The sequence below is a fragment of the Akkermansia sp. N21116 genome (assembly GCF_029854705.2).
Classification (GTDB): domain Bacteria; phylum Verrucomicrobiota; class Verrucomicrobiia; order Verrucomicrobiales; family Akkermansiaceae; genus Akkermansia.
Window position 1 is genome coordinate 1,800,143 of sequence record NZ_CP139035.1, and the last position, 21,119, is coordinate 1,821,261.

Annotated in this window: 15 protein-coding genes, 1 tRNA gene and 1 other RNA gene; 13 read left to right on the forward strand and 4 right to left on the reverse strand. The window is 52.4% G+C overall.

What is annotated here, in order from left to right:
- Positions 1-4 precede the first annotated feature (4 nt).
- Positions 5-1,573: an alpha-isopropylmalate synthase regulatory domain-containing protein gene (locus tag QET93_RS06930; RefSeq protein ID WP_345786077.1), complete on the reverse strand. Its 1,569-nt coding sequence runs from the start codon at positions 1,571-1,573 to the stop codon at positions 5-7.
- A gap of 196 nt (positions 1,574-1,769) precedes the next feature.
- Positions 1,770-3,941: a RecQ family ATP-dependent DNA helicase gene (locus tag QET93_RS06935; RefSeq protein WP_280132899.1), complete on the reverse strand. Its 2,172-nt coding sequence runs from the start codon at positions 3,939-3,941 to the stop codon at positions 1,770-1,772.
- A gap of 193 nt (positions 3,942-4,134) precedes the next feature.
- On the opposite strand from QET93_RS06935, the gene QET93_RS06940 reads away from it, so the two are divergent.
- The 4 genes from QET93_RS06940 (at position 4,135) to QET93_RS06955 (ending at position 5,583) form a co-directional block, all read left to right on the forward strand.
- Positions 4,135-4,211, forward strand: a tRNA-Arg gene (locus QET93_RS06940).
- 87 nt (positions 4,212-4,298) lie between these two features.
- Positions 4,299-4,660: a transfer-messenger RNA gene (ssrA, locus tag QET93_RS06945) on the forward strand.
- Positions 4,661-4,938: 278 nt separating this feature from the next.
- On the forward strand, positions 4,939-5,238 hold the full coding sequence (locus QET93_RS06950; protein WP_345783059.1) for a DUF2089 family protein: 300 nt from the start codon (positions 4,939-4,941) through the stop codon (positions 5,236-5,238).
- A 30-nt stretch (positions 5,239-5,268) separates the two neighbouring features.
- Positions 5,269-5,583 (forward strand): hypothetical protein, encoded by a 315-nt coding sequence (locus QET93_RS06955; protein WP_322189918.1) that lies wholly within the window; start codon positions 5,269-5,271, stop codon positions 5,581-5,583.
- Positions 5,584-5,639: 56 nt separating this feature from the next.
- On the opposite strand, the gene QET93_RS06960 is transcribed toward QET93_RS06955, so the two are convergent.
- Positions 5,640-7,049 carry a Gfo/Idh/MocA family oxidoreductase gene (locus QET93_RS06960; RefSeq protein WP_280132897.1) on the reverse strand — a complete coding sequence of 470 codons (1,410 nt, stop codon included), beginning with the start codon at positions 7,047-7,049 and terminating at the stop codon, positions 5,640-5,642.
- A gap of 212 nt (positions 7,050-7,261) precedes the next feature.
- Between QET93_RS06960 and QET93_RS06965 the strand changes: the two genes are divergently transcribed.
- A complete protein-coding gene (locus QET93_RS06965) occupies positions 7,262-8,335 on the forward strand; it encodes a L,D-transpeptidase (protein ID WP_280132896.1) in 1,074 nt (357 codons plus the stop codon).
- 215 nt (positions 8,336-8,550) lie between these two features.
- Here QET93_RS06965 and QET93_RS06970 read toward each other — a convergent pair whose 3' ends face one another.
- Positions 8,551-9,540, reverse strand: a complete 990-nt coding sequence (locus QET93_RS06970; protein ID WP_280132895.1) for a malate dehydrogenase — start codon at positions 9,538-9,540, stop codon at positions 8,551-8,553.
- A 228-nt stretch (positions 9,541-9,768) separates the two neighbouring features.
- On the opposite strand from QET93_RS06970, the gene QET93_RS06975 reads away from it, so the two are divergent.
- The 8 genes from QET93_RS06975 to purB all read left to right on the forward strand — a co-directional run bounded on the left by QET93_RS06975 (position 9,769) and on the right by purB (position 21,078).
- Positions 9,769-10,551: a VC0807 family protein gene (locus QET93_RS06975; protein WP_280126494.1), complete on the forward strand. Its 783-nt coding sequence runs from the start codon at positions 9,769-9,771 to the stop codon at positions 10,549-10,551.
- A gap of 98 nt (positions 10,552-10,649) precedes the next feature.
- Positions 10,650-12,185 carry a sialate O-acetylesterase gene (locus QET93_RS06980; protein ID WP_280132894.1) on the forward strand — a complete coding sequence of 512 codons (1,536 nt, stop codon included), beginning with the start codon at positions 10,650-10,652 and terminating at the stop codon, positions 12,183-12,185.
- A gap of 36 nt (positions 12,186-12,221) precedes the next feature.
- Positions 12,222-13,259: a GDSL-type esterase/lipase family protein gene (locus tag QET93_RS06985; protein WP_322189919.1), complete on the forward strand. Its 1,038-nt coding sequence runs from the start codon at positions 12,222-12,224 to the stop codon at positions 13,257-13,259.
- A gap of 87 nt (positions 13,260-13,346) precedes the next feature.
- Positions 13,347-13,811 (forward strand): hypothetical protein, encoded by a 465-nt coding sequence (locus tag QET93_RS06990; protein WP_280132892.1) that lies wholly within the window; start codon positions 13,347-13,349, stop codon positions 13,809-13,811.
- Positions 13,812-14,295: 484 nt separating this feature from the next.
- Positions 14,296-16,440 carry a polyribonucleotide nucleotidyltransferase gene (locus tag QET93_RS06995; RefSeq protein WP_280126498.1) on the forward strand — a complete coding sequence of 715 codons (2,145 nt, stop codon included), beginning with the start codon at positions 14,296-14,298 and terminating at the stop codon, positions 16,438-16,440.
- 150 nt (positions 16,441-16,590) lie between these two features.
- Positions 16,591-18,852 carry a multiheme c-type cytochrome gene (locus QET93_RS07000; RefSeq protein ID WP_280132956.1) on the forward strand — a complete coding sequence of 754 codons (2,262 nt, stop codon included), beginning with the start codon at positions 16,591-16,593 and terminating at the stop codon, positions 18,850-18,852.
- Between the two features lie 40 nt (positions 18,853-18,892).
- Positions 18,893-19,567 (forward strand): TetR/AcrR family transcriptional regulator, encoded by a 675-nt coding sequence (locus QET93_RS07005; RefSeq protein ID WP_280132891.1) that lies wholly within the window; start codon positions 18,893-18,895, stop codon positions 19,565-19,567.
- Positions 19,568-19,653: 86 nt separating this feature from the next.
- Complete coding sequence (gene purB / locus QET93_RS07010; protein WP_280132890.1) at positions 19,654-21,078, forward strand: adenylosuccinate lyase; 1,425 nt, start codon at positions 19,654-19,656, stop codon at positions 21,076-21,078.
- Positions 21,079-21,119: the final 41 nt, after the last annotated feature.

Genomic DNA, 21,119 nt, shown 5'->3' on the forward strand with positions numbered 1-21,119 from the left:
TCTGTCAATAGTAGGCAGGTTGCGTATCGTCTGGAGACTGGAAGTCGTTTTGGAGGCCGGACCGGTCGGAGTGCATGGTTTCGATCTTGTTGAGCATTTTGATGGTGGCCTTGATGGCTGCTTCCGTTTGATCGGGGTCGAGCCCGCGCGTGCGGAAGGCTTCTCCCCTGTATTCCCATGAGATGAAGGTTTGGACGATGGCGTTGGTTCTCCCGCCTGGCGGGATATTGACTGAGTAGTTGGTGAGGCGGGGGAAATCTCGCTTGAGCTGGTTTTTGTAGATCCGTTTGAGGGCCTGGACGAATGCGTTGTACTGACCGTCGCCGGAGGAGGTTTCCTGATATTCGCAACCGTTGATGAGGATTTTGATGGTGGCGACGGGTTTGAGTCCTTGGGCTAGGGAGAGACTGTAGTTGAGGATGCGGACTTGTTCTTCCTCGCGATCCTGCTTGAGAACATCGGCGATGATGTAGGGGAGGTCTTCGGCGGTGACGACTTCTTTTTTGTCGCCGAGTTCGATGATTCTGTCCGTGACTCGACGCATGGAATCTTCGTCCAGCTGGATGGAGAGGGCCTCCAGGTTTTTACGGATATTGGCTTTGCCGGAGAGTTTTCCGAGTGCATATTCGCGGACGCGGCCGAAACGTTCCGGGAGGAGGTCGTTGCAGTAGAGGTTGTTTTTGCTGTCTCCATCGGCATGGATGCCGGCGCACTGGGTGAATACGTTGGCGCCGATGACGGGCTTATTGGAAGGGATGCGGATGCCGGAGCAGCTTTCCACGATGCGGCTGATGTGGTTAATCTTTTTCTCCACGGCACGGCAGGAAACGTGCAGTTGATCTTTTAATACGGGCAGGATGCTGGAGAGAGGAGCATTTCCCGCGCGTTCTCCCAAGCCGTTGATCGTGGTATGGAGGCCGCTGATACCAGCCTTGACGGCGGCGGCGGCGTTGGCGACGGCCAGGTCGTAGTCGTTGTGCGGATGAAAGTCGAAGTGCAATCCGGGGAAGGAGGCTACGATTTCTGCGCAGAAGTCATAGGTGTTCCACGGGTTGAGTACGCCGAGGGTATCCGGCAGCATGAAACGGCGGATGGGGCTGTCCTTCAAGGATTCCAGCATGCCGTGGACGTATCCGGGTGAATTCAGCATGCCGTTGGACCAGTCTTCGAGGTAAATGTTGACGGCGATACCCATGCGTTCCGCCATGTCGATGTTGCGGCGGATGTCGTCCCAGTGTTCTTCCGGTGTTTTCTTCAGTTGGCCTTCGCAATGTTTCAGGGAACCTTTTGTGAGCAGGTTGACCGTGCGGCAACCGGAGTTGAGGATCCAGGCGAGGGAGATGCCGCCGTCGACGAAACCGAGGATTTCCATGCGATCCAGACAGCCGAATTTATCTGCCCAGGCGGTGATTTCACGGGCGCCTTCCATCTCTCCCTGAGAGACGCGGGCGGATGCGATTTCCAGGCGGTCGACGTTCAATTCCTTGACCAGCAGACGGGCAATACTCAACTTTTCCTTCGAGGAAAAGGATGTGCCCGATGTTTGTTCTCCATCGCGCAAGGTGGTGTCCATGATCTCAATGACGCGTTCGCCTTGGGGCATATTGGATAAATCCGGCATAGCACACGCAATTTCTCAGGACTTTTCCTTGAGCGCAAGACCAATTACCGTGCATGATGGGAAGAATGGCGGTAGCGGGTGGAGGGCTGACCGATATGTACGCTTTTCCAAGGGCCTCATCGAAGGAGGAACGTTCTGCAAAGAATGTTCAAACTCCTTCGTGCTCTGCGATGAGTTCGAGGAAATCGTCGAGGTATTTGTCCGCCTTGCCGGCGCCGATGCCGTGGATGTTCATAGCTCCTTCGCGCGTAGTGGGTTTGAGTCGTGCGAGGGCTTCCAACGTGCTGTTGTGGAAAACCATGTAGGGGCGGAGGTGGTATTCTTCCGCCAATTCGCGACGGAGATCCTTGAGTTTCCCGAACAGTTCTTCGTCGAATACCCCGAAGTCGGGACGCGCATTGTTGAAGCGCGGGCGGGTGGGGCCTCCTCGCGTAGAGGTCACAGACGGAGCAAGAACCCGGGCGGGCGTTTTGCGCGCCAGAGGCCAGATCATGCGGACGGGTTCCCGCCCCATCATGGCATCATGGCCTCGTTTGCTGATGGTGAGCATGGGGCGTTCCGCCCCGCAGGTGCGGAGGTAACCGGCTAATTTCAGTGATTGGAAGAGTTGTTTGAGGGCGTCTTCCGTCATGTCGGAGAGGATGCCGTAGGTACTCAGGCGGGGCAGGGATGTTTTGAGAATATCCTGGGTTTTGGCGCCCTTGAGCATTTGAATGATCTTCACCTTGCCCCAGCGTCCCTCCCATTGACCATCCCGGTTGCGGTAGGATGCCCGGGCGATACCGCTGAGAGCTTTACGGACGATTTCCGTCTCCTGCGGCCCCAGTTCCTCTGCGGTATAGCCGTCCATGCCGGCACATTGGTCGCAATGGCCGCAAGGTTCGGAGTCTCCTTCGCCGAAGTATTGGAGAATCCATTGCTGGCGGCAGCCGTCGGAGTAGGCGTAGGAGGTCATGGCCTTGAGTTTGTCGCGGTCACGGTTCTCCTTTTCAATAATAGCCTGGGCGTCGATATTGATGTGCTGGGCACCCCATTCCGGATGGAGGATACGCGTGCCGCGGATGCGTTGTCCTGGGACATCGAAGCGTTCGATGGCTCCGGCCCGGGCGAGAGCCGCCAGAGCGGAACCGACGGACATTTCGTTCTTGCACTGCATTTTGGTGGCGATTTCCTCCATGCTCCACAAAAGCTCGTGAGTTTGGGCGTCGCAGAACTTGCGGAGCATTTCGTACAGGTCGACGATGAAGACGAATCCGGGGTTGGCCCCTTCGATGAAGAATTCCTGTGTTCTCAGATCGGCGTGGTTGAACAGCAGGTCGCAACTGGCATCGTCTCCGTCACGTCCCGCCCGTCCTGCTTCCTGATAGTAGGCTTCAACACTGCCGGGAATTTCAAAATGGGCGACGAAACGGACGTCGTCGCGGTCGATTCCCATTCCGAAGGCGTTGGTGGCGACGGCAACATCGGCTTCTTTGGATATGAATTTGTTCTGAGCCTCCTCCCGGGCATTGTCATCCATGCCGGCGTGGTAGGCAATGGCATTGATTCCAAGGTTACAGAGTTCCTCATAGACGAGTTCCACTTTCTTGCGGGTGGTGCAATATACGATACCCGTCTTGCCGGTGCGGACGATTTCGTGGAGTTTTTTGAATTTCTCCTTGTTCGTATCGCAGGGTGTGATGTGGAAATGGAGATTTTCGCGAGCGAACCCGCGTACAATCACTTCGGGATCGTGCATCGGGAGATGGGAAAGGATGTCCTCGCGGACTTTCGGAGTAGCCGTAGCTGTTAGGGCAAGCAGCTGGGGATTACCCAGTTCGTTCATGGCGTAGCCCAGTTTTAAATAATCGGGGCGGAAGTCATGTCCCCATTGGGAGAGACAGTGGGCTTCGTCGATGGCGACAAGATCGATTTCCACTTCCGCCAGCGCACGCCTGAATCCCGGTTGTCCGAACCGTTCCGGAGCCACATACACCAGTTTGTAGAGTCCTTCCCGCATTTTGTGGAGGCGTTCCCGTTGTTCCTGCATGGAGAGGGAACTGTTGATCATGGTGGCGGGTATCCCTTTTTGCTCCAGGGCATCCACTTGATCCTTCATCAATGCAATCAACGGGCTGACGACCAGAGTTACTCCTTCCCGGCAGATGGCAGGCAATTGATAGCAAAGGGATTTCCCTCCACCCGTCGGCATCACGACCAGGGCATCTTTGCCCTCCAGAACAGCCTGGACAACCTGATCCTGGCCTTCTCGCAACCCGGAAAAACCGAAATAGGTTTCCAGGGCAAGCAGGGGATCTCGGAGAACGCGGAACTCATTCATAATACGTCCCACCTAATTTGCCATATCCTCGGAAAACATGGAAGTCGAAACCCCTTCGCCTTGCGCCATCAAGGAGGAAATAAGGAAAAAGATGAGAATTTCTAATAATTTTTTCCGTTTACTGCTTGACGAAAATCAAGAACCGTGTATATTCCTCTCACCGCTTCGGTGGTACATGATGCAAATCATAAAAGCGCCCGTAGCTCAATTGGATAGAGCGTCTGACTACGGATCAGAAGGTTTGGGGTTCGAATCCCTACGGGCGTGCCATTTGCACCATGAAGACACGGAATCCTGCCTTACGGACAAAGAAGTTCGAACAAAGGGCAGGTTTTTTTGTCTCAACATACATAACGTGGGGGCGCCTTGGTTTCGACTGGAAGTTTGAGGTGCCGGCTGCATGTGAAGGTTGATCAGTTGGCCTTCTAAAAAGCTGATCAAAAAAATAAATGCAGACTCTAACGAGCTCGCACTGGCTGCCTAATTAACGCGGCCTCGTCCGATCACCAACGCCTGCTAGGTGGGAAGACGTCATAATCAGCAGGCTGGTGCAAAGCGGGGTTGCCGCGCCGCGCACGAGATTTCCACAGGCAACTGGCGAGCCTCATAGCTGACGCATGGCGGAGAGGACGCGAGATTGCAGCAATATGCGTCTGAACATGGAGATGCCAGCACCAACGGCATTCAGGACAGGGGTTCGATTCCCCTCGCCTCCACCACTCCTTTCATGCCGCAAGTCTTTGAAATATAGGGCTTGCGGTTTTTCATTTTGGTAAACTGCAGTACAAAGTGCAGTACATTATAATGGATTTTAGAAACAATGTGCTGTGGGTATGAAAAAGTTCTGTGAGAGAGAAGCCGACGAAGTGATTGTATTTTCTGTCGTCCTCTATGTGGAGGGAGCGAGGCGTCAGGAAAAGAATGATGATTGATAGATATTGACTTGAATAATTTTCAATAGTATTTTAACATTATTAAATCAAATAAGGAAGATTTCATGCATATAATGTCGGATTGGTTCACGCATCTTGAGAATGAAGACATGAACTTCATCAAGCGGTTTGTTCTGTCTTCAGGATCATTGAAGGCTGTGGCGCAGCAATACGGGGTTACATATCCGACGGTGAGGTTGCGTCTGGATAGGTTGATTCAAAAAATCGAAGAGGCAGACACAGTTGAAATGAGAGATCCTTTCGTGATGCACATCAAGCAGCTAGCTTTGAATGAAAAGATCAGTTTGGAGGCAGCCAAGTCTCTGATCAATGAATATCATAAACATAAAACGAGAAAGGAATAAAATATGTGGTTCAATGAGACAACGGGGCATTTGATTGCCAATATTCTTGGAGTGTCGATCGGCCTTTTCGGTGGAATTTGGGGGACGATGACCGGAGTACTTGCTCCCAAAGGCAGGGGGCGAAGTTTTGTCCTGGGGGCGGCAAAGTTTTTTTTCACTGTCGGCGTCATGTTGTTGCTTGCCGGCGGTGTCGCATTGTTGACGGGACAACCTTATCATGTATGGTTTCCGTTTTTTATCTGTGGCTTTGTACCTGTTGTAGCGGTATCGTATACTTACCGGATTCTCAAAAAGAGATATACGCAATTGGAATTGAATAAGATGTATATTGATGACATGAAGTAATTTCCGTCTTGGGGACGATGAGGAAAAGAAATTTATCCCGGGACCGGGAATCCGGATCAGGATATGATGCCGAGAGGTTTTGTGGTTTTCCAGCCGTTTCGCGTGAAATCCGGGAACCGGACGGGCATGCCTCCGTTCTCGACGGATTGCGCGGATAGAGGGCCGACGGCAGACCAGAATGCTCCTTCGTAGACGTTTTGATCCATGGGGGCTCCCTGACGGAGGCATTCGATGATACGGAACATCATGACGAAGTCCATGCCGCCGTGTCCTCCCATTTTTTGAGCCAGGTCGCCAACTCGTTTCCAGAGAGGGTGTTCGTATTGTTCGTAAATGGCATCCATGTCTTTACCCTGGATCCATTCATGATAGTTGCCCGATCCGAGTTTTTCTCCGGCGACGCGAGTCGGAAACCCGGCAAGGGTGCCTGCAGTTCCCTGAATGAGGTTGAGACGGGAATAGGGGCGGGGAGTGGTTTCGTCCCATTGGATGAGGACGGTACGTCCTAGGCCGGTTTGGACGATGGTGCTGTTCATGTCTCCGCAGATGAATTTGCCGGCATTCCATTTGTGATCCGGGGGGAGTTTTTTTCGGGCGAATTCGGCACGCCCGCGAGCTGGCGAAGAGAGGGAGACAAGGTGGCTGAAGGTGTCTTCTCCACGGGAAAGATTCATGTATTGGGCGACGGGGCCGAGTCCGTGGGTGGGGTAGAGGTTGCCGTTGGTCAGTTCCATGTAGGCGGTGCGCCATGATCCTTCTCCCCGGTCAGTTTGGAGGAGTTGGTCGCGCAGGTTGTGGATGTAGGCGGCTTCTCCGTGCAGGAGTTCTCCGATGAGTCCCTGGCGTACTATGTTGAGGAACAGGAGTTCTTCTCGTCCGTAGTTGACGTTTTCCATCATCATGCAGTGCTTTTGCGTGGCTTCACTCGTGTCGATGAGTTGCCAGAGTTCAGCAACGGATGGGGAAAAGGGGACTTCCACGAAAGTGTGGGCGCCTCGCTTCATGCAATTACAGGCGATGGGAACGTGGGAGGCCCAGTCCGTGCTGATGACGACAGCGTCCGGTTTGCACTCCTGCATCATGTTGAGGTAGGCTTCCGGTCCCTGTGCGTATTGCCGGGGAGTTTTGCCGGTTTTTTGCCGGACATGGTTGGCGGCATGGTCGACGAGATCCTGGTGAAGGTCGCATACGGCGACAATGTCCGTTCCTTCGATGGCACATGAACTGGCAAGATGGGTGAAACCGCGGCTGAGGCCGATGAAGGCAATTTTGACGATGTCCAGTCGGGGTGCGCGGAAGTCTCCCATGTAGATGGAGCCATTTGGCCGGGGGGTGGATGCGGGTCCTACGGATGGAGCCGAGCTTGTCGAAGTGACTCGGGCATGGGACGCAGGACTCAGGGCAAAGGCACTGGAGGCAAGCCCCAGAATTTGTAAGAAATGTCTTCTGGATGACGGTTTCATCATGGTGCTATTCATTGATATACGTGAGTTGCTGAAGGTGTCTTTCATTTGTGAACAAAGAAAATTTCAGTAAGACGTAAAACGTTGGAAATATAGTCACTTAAGAAGACTTCCTCTTGACACGAGTCGGTAAAGCAAGGATCATTAATGAAATGTGGGAGCAGGGTATCCGTTCCCGGAAGTTTTCAGGATGAGCATTACGAGAGAGTAGACCAATGAACGGAAAAACGAGAGAAAGGACGATTGGAGGATGTGTTGCCGCCATGTTGCTGATATGTGCATGTTCTTCCTGCAGCTGGGTGACTCCGCATGTCAAGGAAACGACGATTCGCAGCGAAACATATAAACCCCGGCCGTTTGATCAGTTGGATGGTTTTTTCAACAACGGTTTGATACCCGGGGATACGGTCAAGTGGCAGGATAATCCTTCTGCTCCGGGAGAACCGGAGATTGTGATCGATAAAAAGAAGCAGATGGGATATTTCTATCGAGGTGATCAGTTGATGGGATATTTTCCTGTGAGTACGGGCAAACACTCGGTGAGTACGCCGGAGGGCGAGTTTAAGGTGCTTCTCAAGAATTCGGAACACCATTCCTGCTATGGGCAGTTTGTTTCGAAAGAAACGGGTAAGGTGATGAATGACAACGCCGATATCCGTGTTCATGCCGTTCCCGAAGGTCAGCGTTTCGTTCCGGCCGAGATGCCGTTTTTCATGCGGATCAAGGATACGGTGGGCATCCATCAGGGGTATCTTCCCGGGAAACCCGCATCGCACGGTTGTATCCGTGTGCCGGATCTCGTTGCGGCGAAGTTGTTTAATGCGACCCCGGTCGGTACCCGCGTACTGATCAAGGGGGATCTGGGTAAGGATTTCTTTGTCAAGAGGGATGCCCAGAAGGCGGCTAAGGCTTTAGCAGCGAAACAAAAGGCGGCTTCCCTTGCTGCTGACGGGCAGAAGACTGTGACTGGGGCGGGCGGCGCTGCAAATCAGGAGAAAGGAGGCGCCGATTCTCCTGCATCCGCCAGCCAGACTCCGCCTGCGACTGTTTCTGCCAATTCTTCCTCTTCGTCCCAGGATGTTCAGGTCCCCGCTGTTTCTCCTGCTCCGTCTCAGGATGTCCCGGCTCCGTCACTGGAGGAACAGAAGGTCCAGGCGCCCGCCGAGTCGGACAAACCTGTTCGGGTCGTGGTGCCAGTGTCGGCATCGGAGGCCGATGAACCGGCTTCATCCGGTACCCCCCAGCCTCTTTCCGCTCCGGCAGTTTCTCTTCCCCAAGCGGAGCCTTGATGGAGAAACGGAAATAGACATGCAAGGAATCGGGCGTGGCAGGGAATATTCGTCTCGCCATGCCCTTTTTTCGGTCAAGAGAAGGAAGGGGTACCCCCCATTTTCTATCAAGAATGAGATTGGATCTCATATCGACATCAGAAAAGAGGCCTTCCCGCCGTTGTGTAGCGGAAGGCCTCTTTTGAGATATTGATTAGAAAAAACGAGGGTGTTTTTTACAGGATGCCGAGTTCGCGAACGGCGTCGCGTTCTTCCTTGAGTTCGGCTTCGGTAGCGGCAATCTTTTCCTTGGAGAAGGCATCGATGTTGAGACCTTGAACGATTTCCCAGGAACCGTCGGCTTTGGTGCGGATCGGGAAGGAGAACATGAGTCCCTTTTCGATACCGTAGGAACCGTCGGAACAGACGGCAACGGAGTACCAGTCTCCTTCGGGGGTGGGGGTGACGAGGCTGCGAACGGTGTCAACGGCGGCGGAGGCGGCGGAGGCGGCGGAGGAAGCTCCGCGGGCTTTGATGATGGCGGCGCCGCGCTGCTGGACGGTGGTGATGAAGTCATTCTGGAGCCATTCGGTGTCGGTGATGACTTCCGTGACGGGCTTGCCGTTGATCTTGGCGTGGGTGAAATCCGGATACTGGGTGGAGGAGTGGTTACCCCAGATAGCGAGGTTGGTGACGTCGGTGACATGAACTCCGGCCTTGTCGGCAAGCTGGCTCTTGGCGCGATTTTCGTCAAGACGGGTCATGGCGAAGAAACGGTTTTCGGGGATGCCGGCGGCGCTGGCTTTGGCGATGAGGGAGTTGGTGTTGCAGGGGTTGCCTACGACGAACACCCGGACATCGGGAGCGGCATTGGCGGCGATAGCCTTGCCTTGTCCGACGAATACCTTGCCGTTAATCCCGAGGAGGTCTTTGCGTTCCATACCGGCTTTGCGGGGGACGGAACCGACGAGAATGCACCAGTTGGCTCCCTTGAAGCCTTCGGCGGGATCGCAAGTGGCAACGATATCATTGATGAGGGGGAATGCAGCGTCACGCAGTTCCATCACAACGCCTTGGAGGGCGTTCATGGCCGGTTCAATTTCCAACAGGCGGAGATTGACGGGCTGCTCGGGCCCGAACATGGAGCCGGAACCGATACGGAAAAGGAGGGAGTATGCAATCTGGCCGGCTGCACCGGTTACTGTGACAGTAATAGGAGTTTTCATGATCTTTGGAAATTTGATGGAGAATTCCACCTGATGCCTATGTCTGTAGCATGGAAATCCCGACGGGTCAATCGTGCAAAATGGCTTCTGCCCGATGAAGTGCCCGAGGGGTAGGAATGTATTCAAATGCTTGATTGAGTGGGGGATTTTATGGTAATTACGACTCCGCAGGAGAGGGGGATGTACCTTCTTTTCTGACAGGATTGATTTTTGCTCTCTGAAACTAACATGCCGGATTCTTCTCAAACTGCGTCCCGTTCGTCTTCCTCGTGGTGGGGGATTTTAATGAGTGTTTTGATTCCGGTAGCAGTCCTGGAATATTGCAGCGAGGGAGCTATTGATCCCTGGATCCGCATGCCGGGACAAAGGGTTTGGGAGATCGGGCCGTTGTGGGCGATGGTAATTGCCCTGGCGTTTCCGATCGGGTACGGACTCCATTCCCGTTTCCGCGATGGGAAGTTTGATTTGATGTCTGCCGTGGGGATGACGGGGGTGATTTTGACGGGAGTAATCAGCTTGTTTGTCATAGCTCCCGACGGTTCGGTGCATTTTTGCACACCGTGGTTATTTGGGGTAAAGGAGGCGTTGATTCCTCTCTTTCTGGGGGTAGTTGTCGTGGTGTCTTCTCGGACGAATGCTCCTTTGTTGAAGACTTTTATTTATAAGGACGATGTTTTTGACGTACGGTTGATTGAACGTGAAATCCGGTCGAGGGGGCATGAAACTGCCTATGATTCCTTGTTGGCGCGCGTGACCTGGATTCTTGCAGGTGCTTTTATGCTTTCAGCCTTTGCGAACTTTGCTGTGTCGTATGGCTTCATGTCTCCGGTTGTTCTGCTTCCCGTGTCCGAGCAGCAGGTTGCTTATAATGTGGCTATAGGGAAGATTACCTGGTGGGGATTTCTGATTATCGGGGTTCCTCTTCTGGCGGCGCTGGGGGTGATCATTGTGCACTTGATCAACAGCCTGGAACGATTGACGGGGCTGGGGAAAAAGCAGTTAATGAAATAAACCATCCTGTGGTTGACAAGAAGTTGGCCTCTTGGGTGGGCTGCTCCGCTTTCCGAGGTTGCGGTACAGTCGGGGATATGTTACAGAGTTGTCCTCCCATGAAAAAAATCTCCCTAGTATTTGGTATTTTATTGACGGCGGCATGTTCGGTATGGGCTGCCGCGCCACAATTTGACCGTGTTTTCGGCAGTCATATGGTGCTGCCTTATGGCAAGCCCGTATCTGTATCGGGGACAGCAGATCCGGGGAAGTCCGTGGTTGTTTCCTTCGGCAACAATAAAGTGAAGGGTAAGACTGACGCTCAAGGCAGGTGGATGGTGTCTCTCCCTGCCATGAAACCGGATTCTACCGGCAAAGTTCTGGCGGTGGAGCAGGGGAAGGAGAAAACCGAATTGGAGGATATTCTCGTTGGCGTTGTCTGGGTTGCCTCCGGACAATCCAATATGGCATGGAGAATGAACCAGACGCCTTCCGGAAAGGATGAAATCCCCTCGTCGGCCAATCCCATGCTGCGGCTTATGCATAACGAACCTCAGGCGGGGACATCCGGCCGCAAGTATGGTGAACATGAATTTTCCGTGTTGACTCCGGAAGGTTTTTTCAAGGGTGAATGGAAGGTGGCTTCCCCGGAAAGCGTGGCTCCGTGTTCTGCTGTCGGGTACTATTTTGCGCGCGATTTGCAGAAGTCGCTCGGGATGCCGGTTGGGTTGATTCATTCCTCGTTGGGCGGTTCGGAAATGGCTGCCTGGCTGCCTTCAGAAATCATTGCAAAACGTAGGGAATACGCATCTTGCCGGGGAAATGAATGGCTGGGATCTCCCTTCATTTCAGCCTGGGTACGAGGGCGAGCCAAATTAAATATTTCTGACCGTTTGGAGAAAGGGGAAACGCCGGAGCATCCTTTCAAACCGGCGTTTTTGTATGAGAGCGGAATTGAATGGTTGGCCGGATTGCCGGTACACGGGATCCTTTGGTACCAAGGCGAATCCGATGCCGAAATCAATGATTCTAGGCAAAACAGGAAGTTGTTGATGGATTTGATCCAGTCCTGGCGCGCTGGGTGGAAGAATCCGGAACTGCCGTTTGTCATGATCCAGTTGCCGCGTATCAACGATCACAGTCCTTTGCGCATTCACTGGCCTGAGTTCCGAGAGGTGCAGAGTGATGTCGCCGGTGAATTGAAGAACGTAGAATTCGTCAATACGATCGATTTGGGATCGGCAGACAGTAATGTCCACCCTCCGGAAAAGATCGAGGTGGGCAAACGTGCCGCTAATGTGGCCTTGAACCGGTTTTACGGGAGCAAAGGACAGGCCTTTGGCCCGGAACTGAAGGATTGGGAAATCAAGGGAGGGCATGTATTCCTGCAATTCAAGTACTCGGAAGGATTGGTGACGACGGATGGTCAGACACCGAAGTGCTTTGAACTGGCTGGTGACGACGGTGTGTTTTATTCCGTAGAAGCAGTGATGAATTGCGGCAATGGCGGCGTTATGGTGATTCTTTCGTCTCCCGATGTTCGCAAGCCTGTGTCAGCCCGGTATTGCTGGGACAGTTTTGTTGAACCAAACCTCGTGAACGGAGCTGGTCTCCCGGCGGTCCCCTTCCGTACGGACGGCGATGAGGAAGAATGAAGACAGCTTTTATTCCAACGATATAAAGCGATGAACATGAAGATCGAAAAATGGATAGGACGCGCTATTTGCCTTCTGCTGGCTAGTTCTGCGTTACAAGTTTGGGCGGAGACAACGAAAGTTGCTTGCGTGGGCGATAGTATTACCTTCGGTTACGGTATTGGCGCCCGGGAGACTATGGGATATCCCGCCGTTCTCGGCAAGTTGCTGGGGCCCGGTTATGAAGTCAAAAACTTCGGCAACTCGGGCAAGACGGCCGGAGATTACCCTTCCCAGAAGAAGAATGGACGCTGGTATGGGGATACTCCCCAGTACAAGGATTCCGTCGCGTATGCGGCCGATGTTTATATTTGTAATCTCGGCATTAATGATACGGGTTCGTGGTGGGATGCCCGATTGTTTGAACAAGGCTACGACAAGTTGTTGACAGCATGGCACAAGGCCAACCCCAAAGCTCATTTGCTGGCATGGGGAAAATTGGGCCCGGATTTTCGTGGACCGGCCGGCAAGAAGGCTTTTCCCGGAAATGTCTTTGCTCCGGATTATAAGTTCTCCGGGACAGACAATGGCTCATCCGCCAGACGGGGCGATGCCGAGAAGCTGATTAGCCGGGTGGGTGGAAAACATAAAGTAAAACTCTTTGATGCGTATACGGCCATGGCTTCCAAGCCGCAGTGGTATGGGGACGGCTTGCATCCGAATGCATCCGGAGCCAGGCGCTTGGCCGAGATTACTTTCGCCAAGCTTGTTCCCGTGTTAAAGATCAAACAGCCTGTACCTGTCATGAAAAAGGAGGATGATCAGTTGGTTATTTCCAATTCCGGGGAAACCGGTATTTTGATGGAAATGTATGCTATTTCCGGCCCCGGAAGGGCGGTGTTTGTTTTTGGAAAAGATACTGTCCTGCATCCCGGTGAGGAGATCGGGATCACTCTTGGTGAGAAAACGGCCAATGATCCGACGGAGAAACTTTGCTGGAAGGTATCTGGAACTCAGGAAACTGATTTCCAATTACGCCCTTTGAAAAAACCATTTCCTTCGGAAAATAAAGTACCGGGACAGGGAAGAGATTGACTCATCCATGTCGTGTGGGTATAAAGAACCGGTTCCATCGATTCTGTATTAAGCCTTTTCGATGAATGATACCTCACACAAACGAATATGAGAACATCCCCATTTATTTTGACTGCCGCCGGCATTTGCATGGTTTCCGCTTCGGTACAGGCAGCGGAAACCATGAAATCGGTTCTTTCCGAATTGGCTGATACGCTTGCTGCCCTGAATACGCAGTTGGATACTATCAAAGATAAGGATTCCGCGACGGCTGCTGCCCCGGAGATTGAAAAGATCGCTACCAAATTCGCCGCTCTGACGGTGAAGGTGATGAAGCCTGATAACCTGACCCCGCCTGCTCCCGAAGAAAGTGCCGATTTGCAGGCCCTCCAGAAGAGGATGATGGACATCAATACGAAGTTCCAAGCCAATCTCTCTCGCATCGGACAGGGTGGTTTCATTACCCCGGAACTTGCGAAGGCGTTTCAAGCTTTGCAACCCAAGGATCCGTCCGCAGCTCCTTCTCCCGCTCCTGCTGCCGGAGATAAGGAGGAAGAGAAGAGCGAGAAGTAAGTACGGGTTTATTCCAATCTTTTCCGAAGGCCTTCCGGCGTTATGTCGGAGGGCCTTTACCGTTGCCGGAGGGAGAGAAAAAATGTATTTTATTGATAAGTTATTTAATGGCAAATAATATATATTCCCCATGAAGATAGGGGAATCTCGTAGCCTTGCAACTATTTGCTTGCATTATCCTTGTAACCTCTTATTGTGTAGGGCAACGTTCGTGGATTGTGTCCATGGCCGTTTTTTCGTCGGGCATGCCTTGAGAAATTTTAAAATTTTATCCAAGGCCGAAACAATCGGCGGGAGTTGGATTAGACGTTTGATTCGTAGGAATGTACGCCTGGTCACGTTTTCGGAACCCTTCTGGTTTTCCCGGAGATGGAAAAGATTCTTCCTGAGGCACTGCCCGTACCTGACCATCACCTGCGCAATGCCCACCCCTGGCCGGCGCGTGTGATTAGCTGCGGCCGAGGGTGATTGAAAAACAAGAAATATGAGTATACATTCGATTGAATGCAATGTCGGTACAAGCCCCATCATCATTGAAACCGGCAAAATGGCCCGTCTGGCTGACGGCGCTGTAACCGTGCGTAGCGGCGACACCATCGTACTGGTGACGGTCGTCAGTGCCACGAAGATCAAGGAAGGCCAGACCTTCTTCCCCCTGTCTGTGGAATACAAGGAAAAGGCTGCCGCTGCCGGGATGTTCCCGGGAGGTTACTTCAAGCGCGAAGGCCGTCCCACAGAAAAAGAAATCCTGACTTGCCGCATGACGGACCGCCCGTTGCGTCCCATGTTCCCGAAGGGTTATTTCTACGATACCCAGGTGATTTCCCTTCTTCTTTCCGCAGATGGTGAGAATGAGCCGGACATTTTGAGCATCAACGGCGCTTCTGCGGCTTGCGTGATTTCCGACCTTCCGTTTGCCGAACCTGTCGGAGCTGTGCGCGTTGGTCGAGTCAATGGTGAATTCGTCATCAACCCCGGCAACAGCCTCCGCGAAGAAAGCGATCTTGACCTTGTCTTCGCTGGTACGAAGGATCAGGTGATCATGATCGAAGGTTCTGCGAAAGAACTCTCCGAAGACGATTTTATCGCTTCCCTTCACCTCGCCCAGGAAAACGTGCGGATCATCTGTGAAAAGCAGGAGGAACTTCGCGCTCTTTGCGGCAAGGAAAAGCGCTCCTACGAACTCTGCCTTGCCAAACCGGAATTGCTTGAAATCGGTTACGAAATTGCCGGAGACCGCATTGAAGATGCTATTTATGCCGATTCCAAGATTGAACGGCAGAAGAAGGTGGGCGCCCTCCGCAACGAAGTGGAAACCGCTATTAAGGAACGCCATCCTGAAGCGACGGATTTTGATGTGGAACAGGTGTTCGAATACATCCAGAAGAAGGCTTTCCGCATTTCCATCATGGAGAAAGACAAGCGTGCTGATGGTCGTGGCATCAAGGAACTGCGTCCGTTGACCGCAGAAATCAATGTCCTGCCTCCCGTAGTGCACGGTTCCGCCTTGTTCGCTCGCGGTGAAACGATGTCCGTCTGTTTGGCGACTCTTGCTCCGGTGGAAGACAAGCAGTATGTGGATAACTATACGGGCAGCTCCAATGAAAAACGTTTTATTCTTCACTACAATTTCCCCCCGTTTTCCGTGGGTGACACGGGGCGTTTCGGAGGACAGAACCGCCGTGAAATCGGTCATGGCGCTCTTGCCGAACGTTCGATTGCTCCCGTGGTGCCGAGTGCTGAAGAATTCCCGTATGCGATTCGGATTTCCTCTGAAATCATGGAATCCAACGGTTCTACCTCGATGGCTTCCGTGTGTGCCGGCGTGATGTCCCTTCTGGCAGCCGGTGTGCCGCTGAAGCGTCCGGTGGCCGGTATTTCCGTCGGTTTGGTGACGGAACAGAACGACCAGCATGAGATCACCAGCTACAAGACCCTTCTGGACATTATCGGATCCGAAGACTTCTACGGTGATATGGACTTCAAACTTTGCGGTACGGAAGTTGGCGTGACCGGTTACCAGCTCGACTTGAAGCTGCCCGGTATCCCGCTCTCCATTTTGGAAGAAGCTATCCGCCTTGCCAAGCAGGGCCGCATGCAGATTCTGGAAACGATGAACGCTTCCATTTCTTCTCCCGCACCGATGAGTCCGAATGCTCCCCGCATTGAATCCACGAAGATTCCTGCCGACCGCATTGGCGAACTTATTGGTCCGGGCGGTAAGAATATCAAGGCGATCCAGGCTGAATCCGGAGCCGACATCAACATTGAAGATGACGGTACGGTACATATTTATGCTTCCAAACAGGAAGGCCTCGACCGGGCCATGTACCTGGTCAAGCGCATGTTCCAGGAAATCGAAGTGGGTGAACTCTATTCGGGTAAAATCGTTTCCACGACCGCGTTTGGTGCGTTCATGGAAGTGTTGCCCGGCAAAGACGGTCTCATCCATATTTCCGAACTTGCCGATGGCCGCACCGCCAAGACGGAAGATGTGGTCAATGTCGGTGATATGGTAACTGCCAAGTGCATCGGTATTGATGACAAGGGGCGCGTGAAAATGTCCATCAAGGCCGCGATTCGCGAACAGAAAGCGAAGGAAGCCGCAGACCGGGGCATCACGGAATAATTTTCCCCGGTAATTCTATTTTATGCTTTTTCAGCCCTTTCCGGTTTGCCCGGAAGGGGCTTTTTTGTCATCATCCCTCCAGCAGGAAACTTGCATGGTGCCGGGATGCTGCTCATTGATCCGGCGTAAGCCGGGAAGTTATTGACTGTGATGGAAACAGAAAAAAAATCCTCTCGTTTGTCGTGGATCATCTGGATGGTCTGTGGTGCGGCAGTGCTCTTGGGTATCGGTTCGGCTTTGTTGTGGTGGAACCGTTTGAAGACTGATGCAGTCCGACAGGATAGGCCGATTTATCAAGGAGCTAGCGCCCATTGGGACCAAAGCGAGGTGCCGGTTTCCTTGCAATGTGCGGCTTGTCATCCGGAGGAATTTCGTCAGTGGAGTAATTCCGATCACGCCTGGGCCTTCCGCAAGCTGGATCCCCAGCTTGACGCCGAAGCTTTCCATGGCAACAAATTGAAGGCTCATGGGAGTACGCTTGTATTTTCGACAGGGAAGGATGGTGAGAGATCGGTGTCGGATGAGAAGTCTGGTAAAACATGGAAAGTTGCCTGGGCTACCGGTCGTACGCCGTTGGTGCAGTATCTGCTGCCGGCGTCCGATGAAGGTTATCATACGATGAGCGCCGCGTGGGATGTGAACCATAAAGAATGGTTCGATATTTTCGGAAAGGAAGAACGTTCCTCCAACGATTGGGGACATTGGCTCGGTCGCGGGATGAATTGGAACTCCCAGTGCGCATGGTGCCACATGAGTGATTTCCGTAAGAATTACGACCCTGCTGCCGACCGTTATCATTCCACATGGAAAGAACCCGGTGTGAGTTGTATTCAGTGTCATGGCCCCTTGCTTAACAAACCTGAGGACAAGACCGGTTGCATGATTTCCACCGTACGGAAGCCAACTCTGGAAGAGAACCACGACAATTGTGCTGCATGCCATGCCAGACGGGATGAGTTTGACCATGAATTCTCCATTGGCAAAAAATTTGATGACCACTTTCAATTGGTTTTGCCCGTTCAGCCCGGTGTCTTTTGGCCCAACGGTATGCAACGCGATGAAGACTATTGCGAGACGGGGCTCCGTCTCAGCAGGATGGGTAAGGCGGGGGTGACCTGCCTGGATTGCCATGATCCCCATTCCGGCCTGCTCAAGTTGCCTCAGGAAAACAATGCCCTGTGTATGCGTTGTCATGCTACGGGTGAGAAAGTCAACGGAGTGGCGGCTCCGGTGATCGACATGGCGAAGCATACGCCGTGTCCGCCGGATTCCATGGGGGGACGCTGTGTCGAGTGCCACATGCCGGAGAGCCCTTATATGGCGCGTGATCCTCGCCGGGACCATTCGTTCAATTCTCCCGATCCGGCCATGAGCCTGGAATTGAAAATTCCCAATGCCTGTACGATGTGCCATAAGGACAAGGATGACCAATGGGCCGCCCGTGTCGTGGAGCAGTATTATGGCAAGACTCCTAAAATGGCCCGTTACCGGGATCGTACCCGGGCAGTTCAATGGGCCTACGATGGTGATTCACGTGCTCTGGACGCTTTGCTGAAAGCGTATGGACGTGAAGAGAACGATACATGGAAGGCAACACTGATGGAGTTGCTGGATTCCTGGTCTGATGAGCAGCGTGTCCAGTCTTACGCACTGCAGGGGATGAAGTCGCCAACACCTTTGTTGCGGGCGGCGGCGGCCAAAGTTCTCGGCAGGACAGATCCCCAGGCGTTGAAACCTTTGCTCCAGGATTCTTCGCGCGTTGTCCGCCTGCAGGCGGAATGGGCTCTTCGGGATGAACTGCCCCAGGAGAGTGCCGGATTTCTGGAATTGGGCAGGGCAGCCATGCACCAAGCCGACCAGCCGTCCGGTGCCATGAAACTTGCCCAATTGGAAGCTGGACGAGGTAATGATGAAGCGGCCCGCGAGTGGTTCGAGAAAGCTCTACGCTGGGATGCCACATCTCCTGTCGTTCGTCGTGATTATGCCGTTTATCTCTCCGGTAAAGGGAAAATTAATGAAGCGGTAGCTCTTATGACAGACGCTGTCAAACTTTCTCCCCAAGATGCTTCCCTATGGTATCTTTTGGGGCTGGGACAGGTTGAAATTGGACAAAATCAACAAGCTTTGACGTCTTTTGAAAAAGCAGTTGAAATTGATGAATTTTTCTCACGTGCCCGTTATAATATGGCATTACTTTACAATAGTTTGGGTAACCATGAAATCGCTATTCGCGAATTGAAAAAATGCATGAAATTTGAACCGGAAAACGCAGATTATCCCTACGCGATAGCCACAATTTATTCCCAAATAGGAAATAAAGAAAAATCAAAGAAATATGCCGAACAATCCTTAAAGATTAATTCAAATCATCATGGATCTTGGAGAATTCTGGAACGCTCGTCTAGACAATGAAGAAAAAATGAGATAAAGTCCCGCAAGGCATATTCAAAGAATGGCGCCCATCATCCAAAACCAGATCTCTATGACAGACATACGACGCAAACAGGCTGAACGGTCCGCAGAAACGAGTACTCGGATTCTTGACGGAGCTCAGAAATTGTTTTCCAATAATGGATTTGAAGGTGTTTCCATGCGTGCTATTGCAGCGGAAGCACAGGTGAACCTTGCTTCTATTGTCTATTACTTCGAGAGCAAAGAAGGCCTGTATTTTGCTGTCATCGACCGTTATGCGGAAGATATTCTTGAGCTTCGCCGCAGAGCCGTGGCAAAAGCAGACAAGAACCCGTCTTTAGAGGGATATGTTCGTGCTTTTATGGAACCTGCGTTTCAGATTCTTTTGGATTCCAAATACGGAGGTTGTGAATTTGCCAGACTTTTGTGGCGTCTTCCCCATGAACCCAAATTTATTCAAGAGAGAATGACTCCAAAATACGTTACTCCGATTTATGAGTTGTATGTGACGTGTATCAAAAAACTTTACCCTGATGTTTCTATCATCTACATCCAGTTTATTATGCATATTGCCAGGTCACTCTTCTTTTCTACGCTGGGGCGTAGCGCCAGTAGCAACATCTGGCCTTGCGAGGCCTTGAGCAGCGATTACGAAGAGGTGCTGAATCGCATGGTGAAATCCCTTTGTTCCGCATTGGAATCAATGCTGAAATAAAAAGGCCTGGATTTGCCTGGTTATGTGGATTTACAGGTGGATTAGGCGTGCATTCTTCGCTTGCCAGTGGTAAAATAGGAGCAGATATGAGTGTCATTCCCAATGTTTTAGCGGAGAGGTACGCTTCTTCCGCGATGAAGTCCATTTGGTCGGCCGAAGGCCGTATTGTTCTCGAACGTGAATTCTGGATTGCCGTGATGAAGGCGCAGAAGGATCTGGGCCTGGATATTCCGGACGGTGTGATTGAAGCCTATGAACAGGTCAAGGATCAGGTCAATATGGATTCCATCAATGCCCGGGAACGTATTACGCGGCACGACGTCAAGGCTCGCATTGAAGAATTTTGCGATTTAGCTGGATGTGAACATATTCATAAGGGAATGACTTCCAGGGATTTGACGGAAAATGTCGAACAACTTCAGGTTTGGCGTTCCATGCAAATCATTCGCGACAAGGCCGTCGCGGTTCTCGTCCGCATGAGTACTCGTGCCGGGCAGTGGAAGGATGTACCTCTTGCAGCCAGGACGCATAACGTAGCGGCTCAGACGACGACAGTAGGGAAAAGGATAGCTATGTTTGGCGAGGAAATCGTCCATGCTCTTTCTTCCTGGATTTCAACGATGGATCGCTATGCTGTCCGTGGCCTTAAAGGAGCTGTCGGAACCCAGTTGGATCAGTTGTCTCTGTTCCAGCAGGACAAGGTTCGCGTGATTGAATTGGAAAACCGTGTGTGCGCCCATCTCGGCATTCCCTCCAAGTTGATGAACGTCGGGCAGGTGTATCCGCGTTCTCTGGACTTTTCCGTCGTTTCCGGCTTGGTAGAACTTACCTCCGGTTGTTCTTCCTTTGCCAAGACATTGCGCCTGATGGCCGGCCATGAACTGGCGACGGAAGGATTTGCCAAGGGACAGACGGGTTCCAGCGCCATGCCTCACAAGATGAACGCCCGTTCCTGTGAGCGTGTTAATGGTTTCCATATCATCCTCAAGGGATTGCTGACCATGATCGGCGGACTTGCCGGTGATCAGTGGAATGAAGGGGACGTTTCCTGCTCAGTGGTACGGCGCGTTGTGTTGCCCGATTCTTTCTTTGCTGCCGATGGATTGTTTGAGACCTTCCTGACGGTTTTAGACCAAATGGGAATTTACGAACCCGTTGTCGAAGCGGAACTGCGTCGTTATCTGCCCTTCCTGATGACGACGACTATTCTCATGGAAGCCGTCAAGCGTGGTGTTGGCCGTGAAACCGCCCACGAAGTCATCAAGGAACATGCTGTGGCGGTTTCCAATGATCTCCGTAAGGGCTCAATCACATCCAATGACTTGTTGGATCGTCTTGGTGCCGATTCACGTCTCGGCATGACGCGGGCGGAACTTCAGGAAATTTTCGACCATAATTCCCGGACAACGGGCATGGCCGCCTCGCAGGTGGATTATTTCCGTGATTCTGTGGAAGCTCTTGTAGCGGAGTACCCGGCTGGTGCTTCTTACAAACCGGGGGCTATCCTGTAAATTCAAGAGCTGTCGGTATGGCTGTACCGGCTGCATGATAA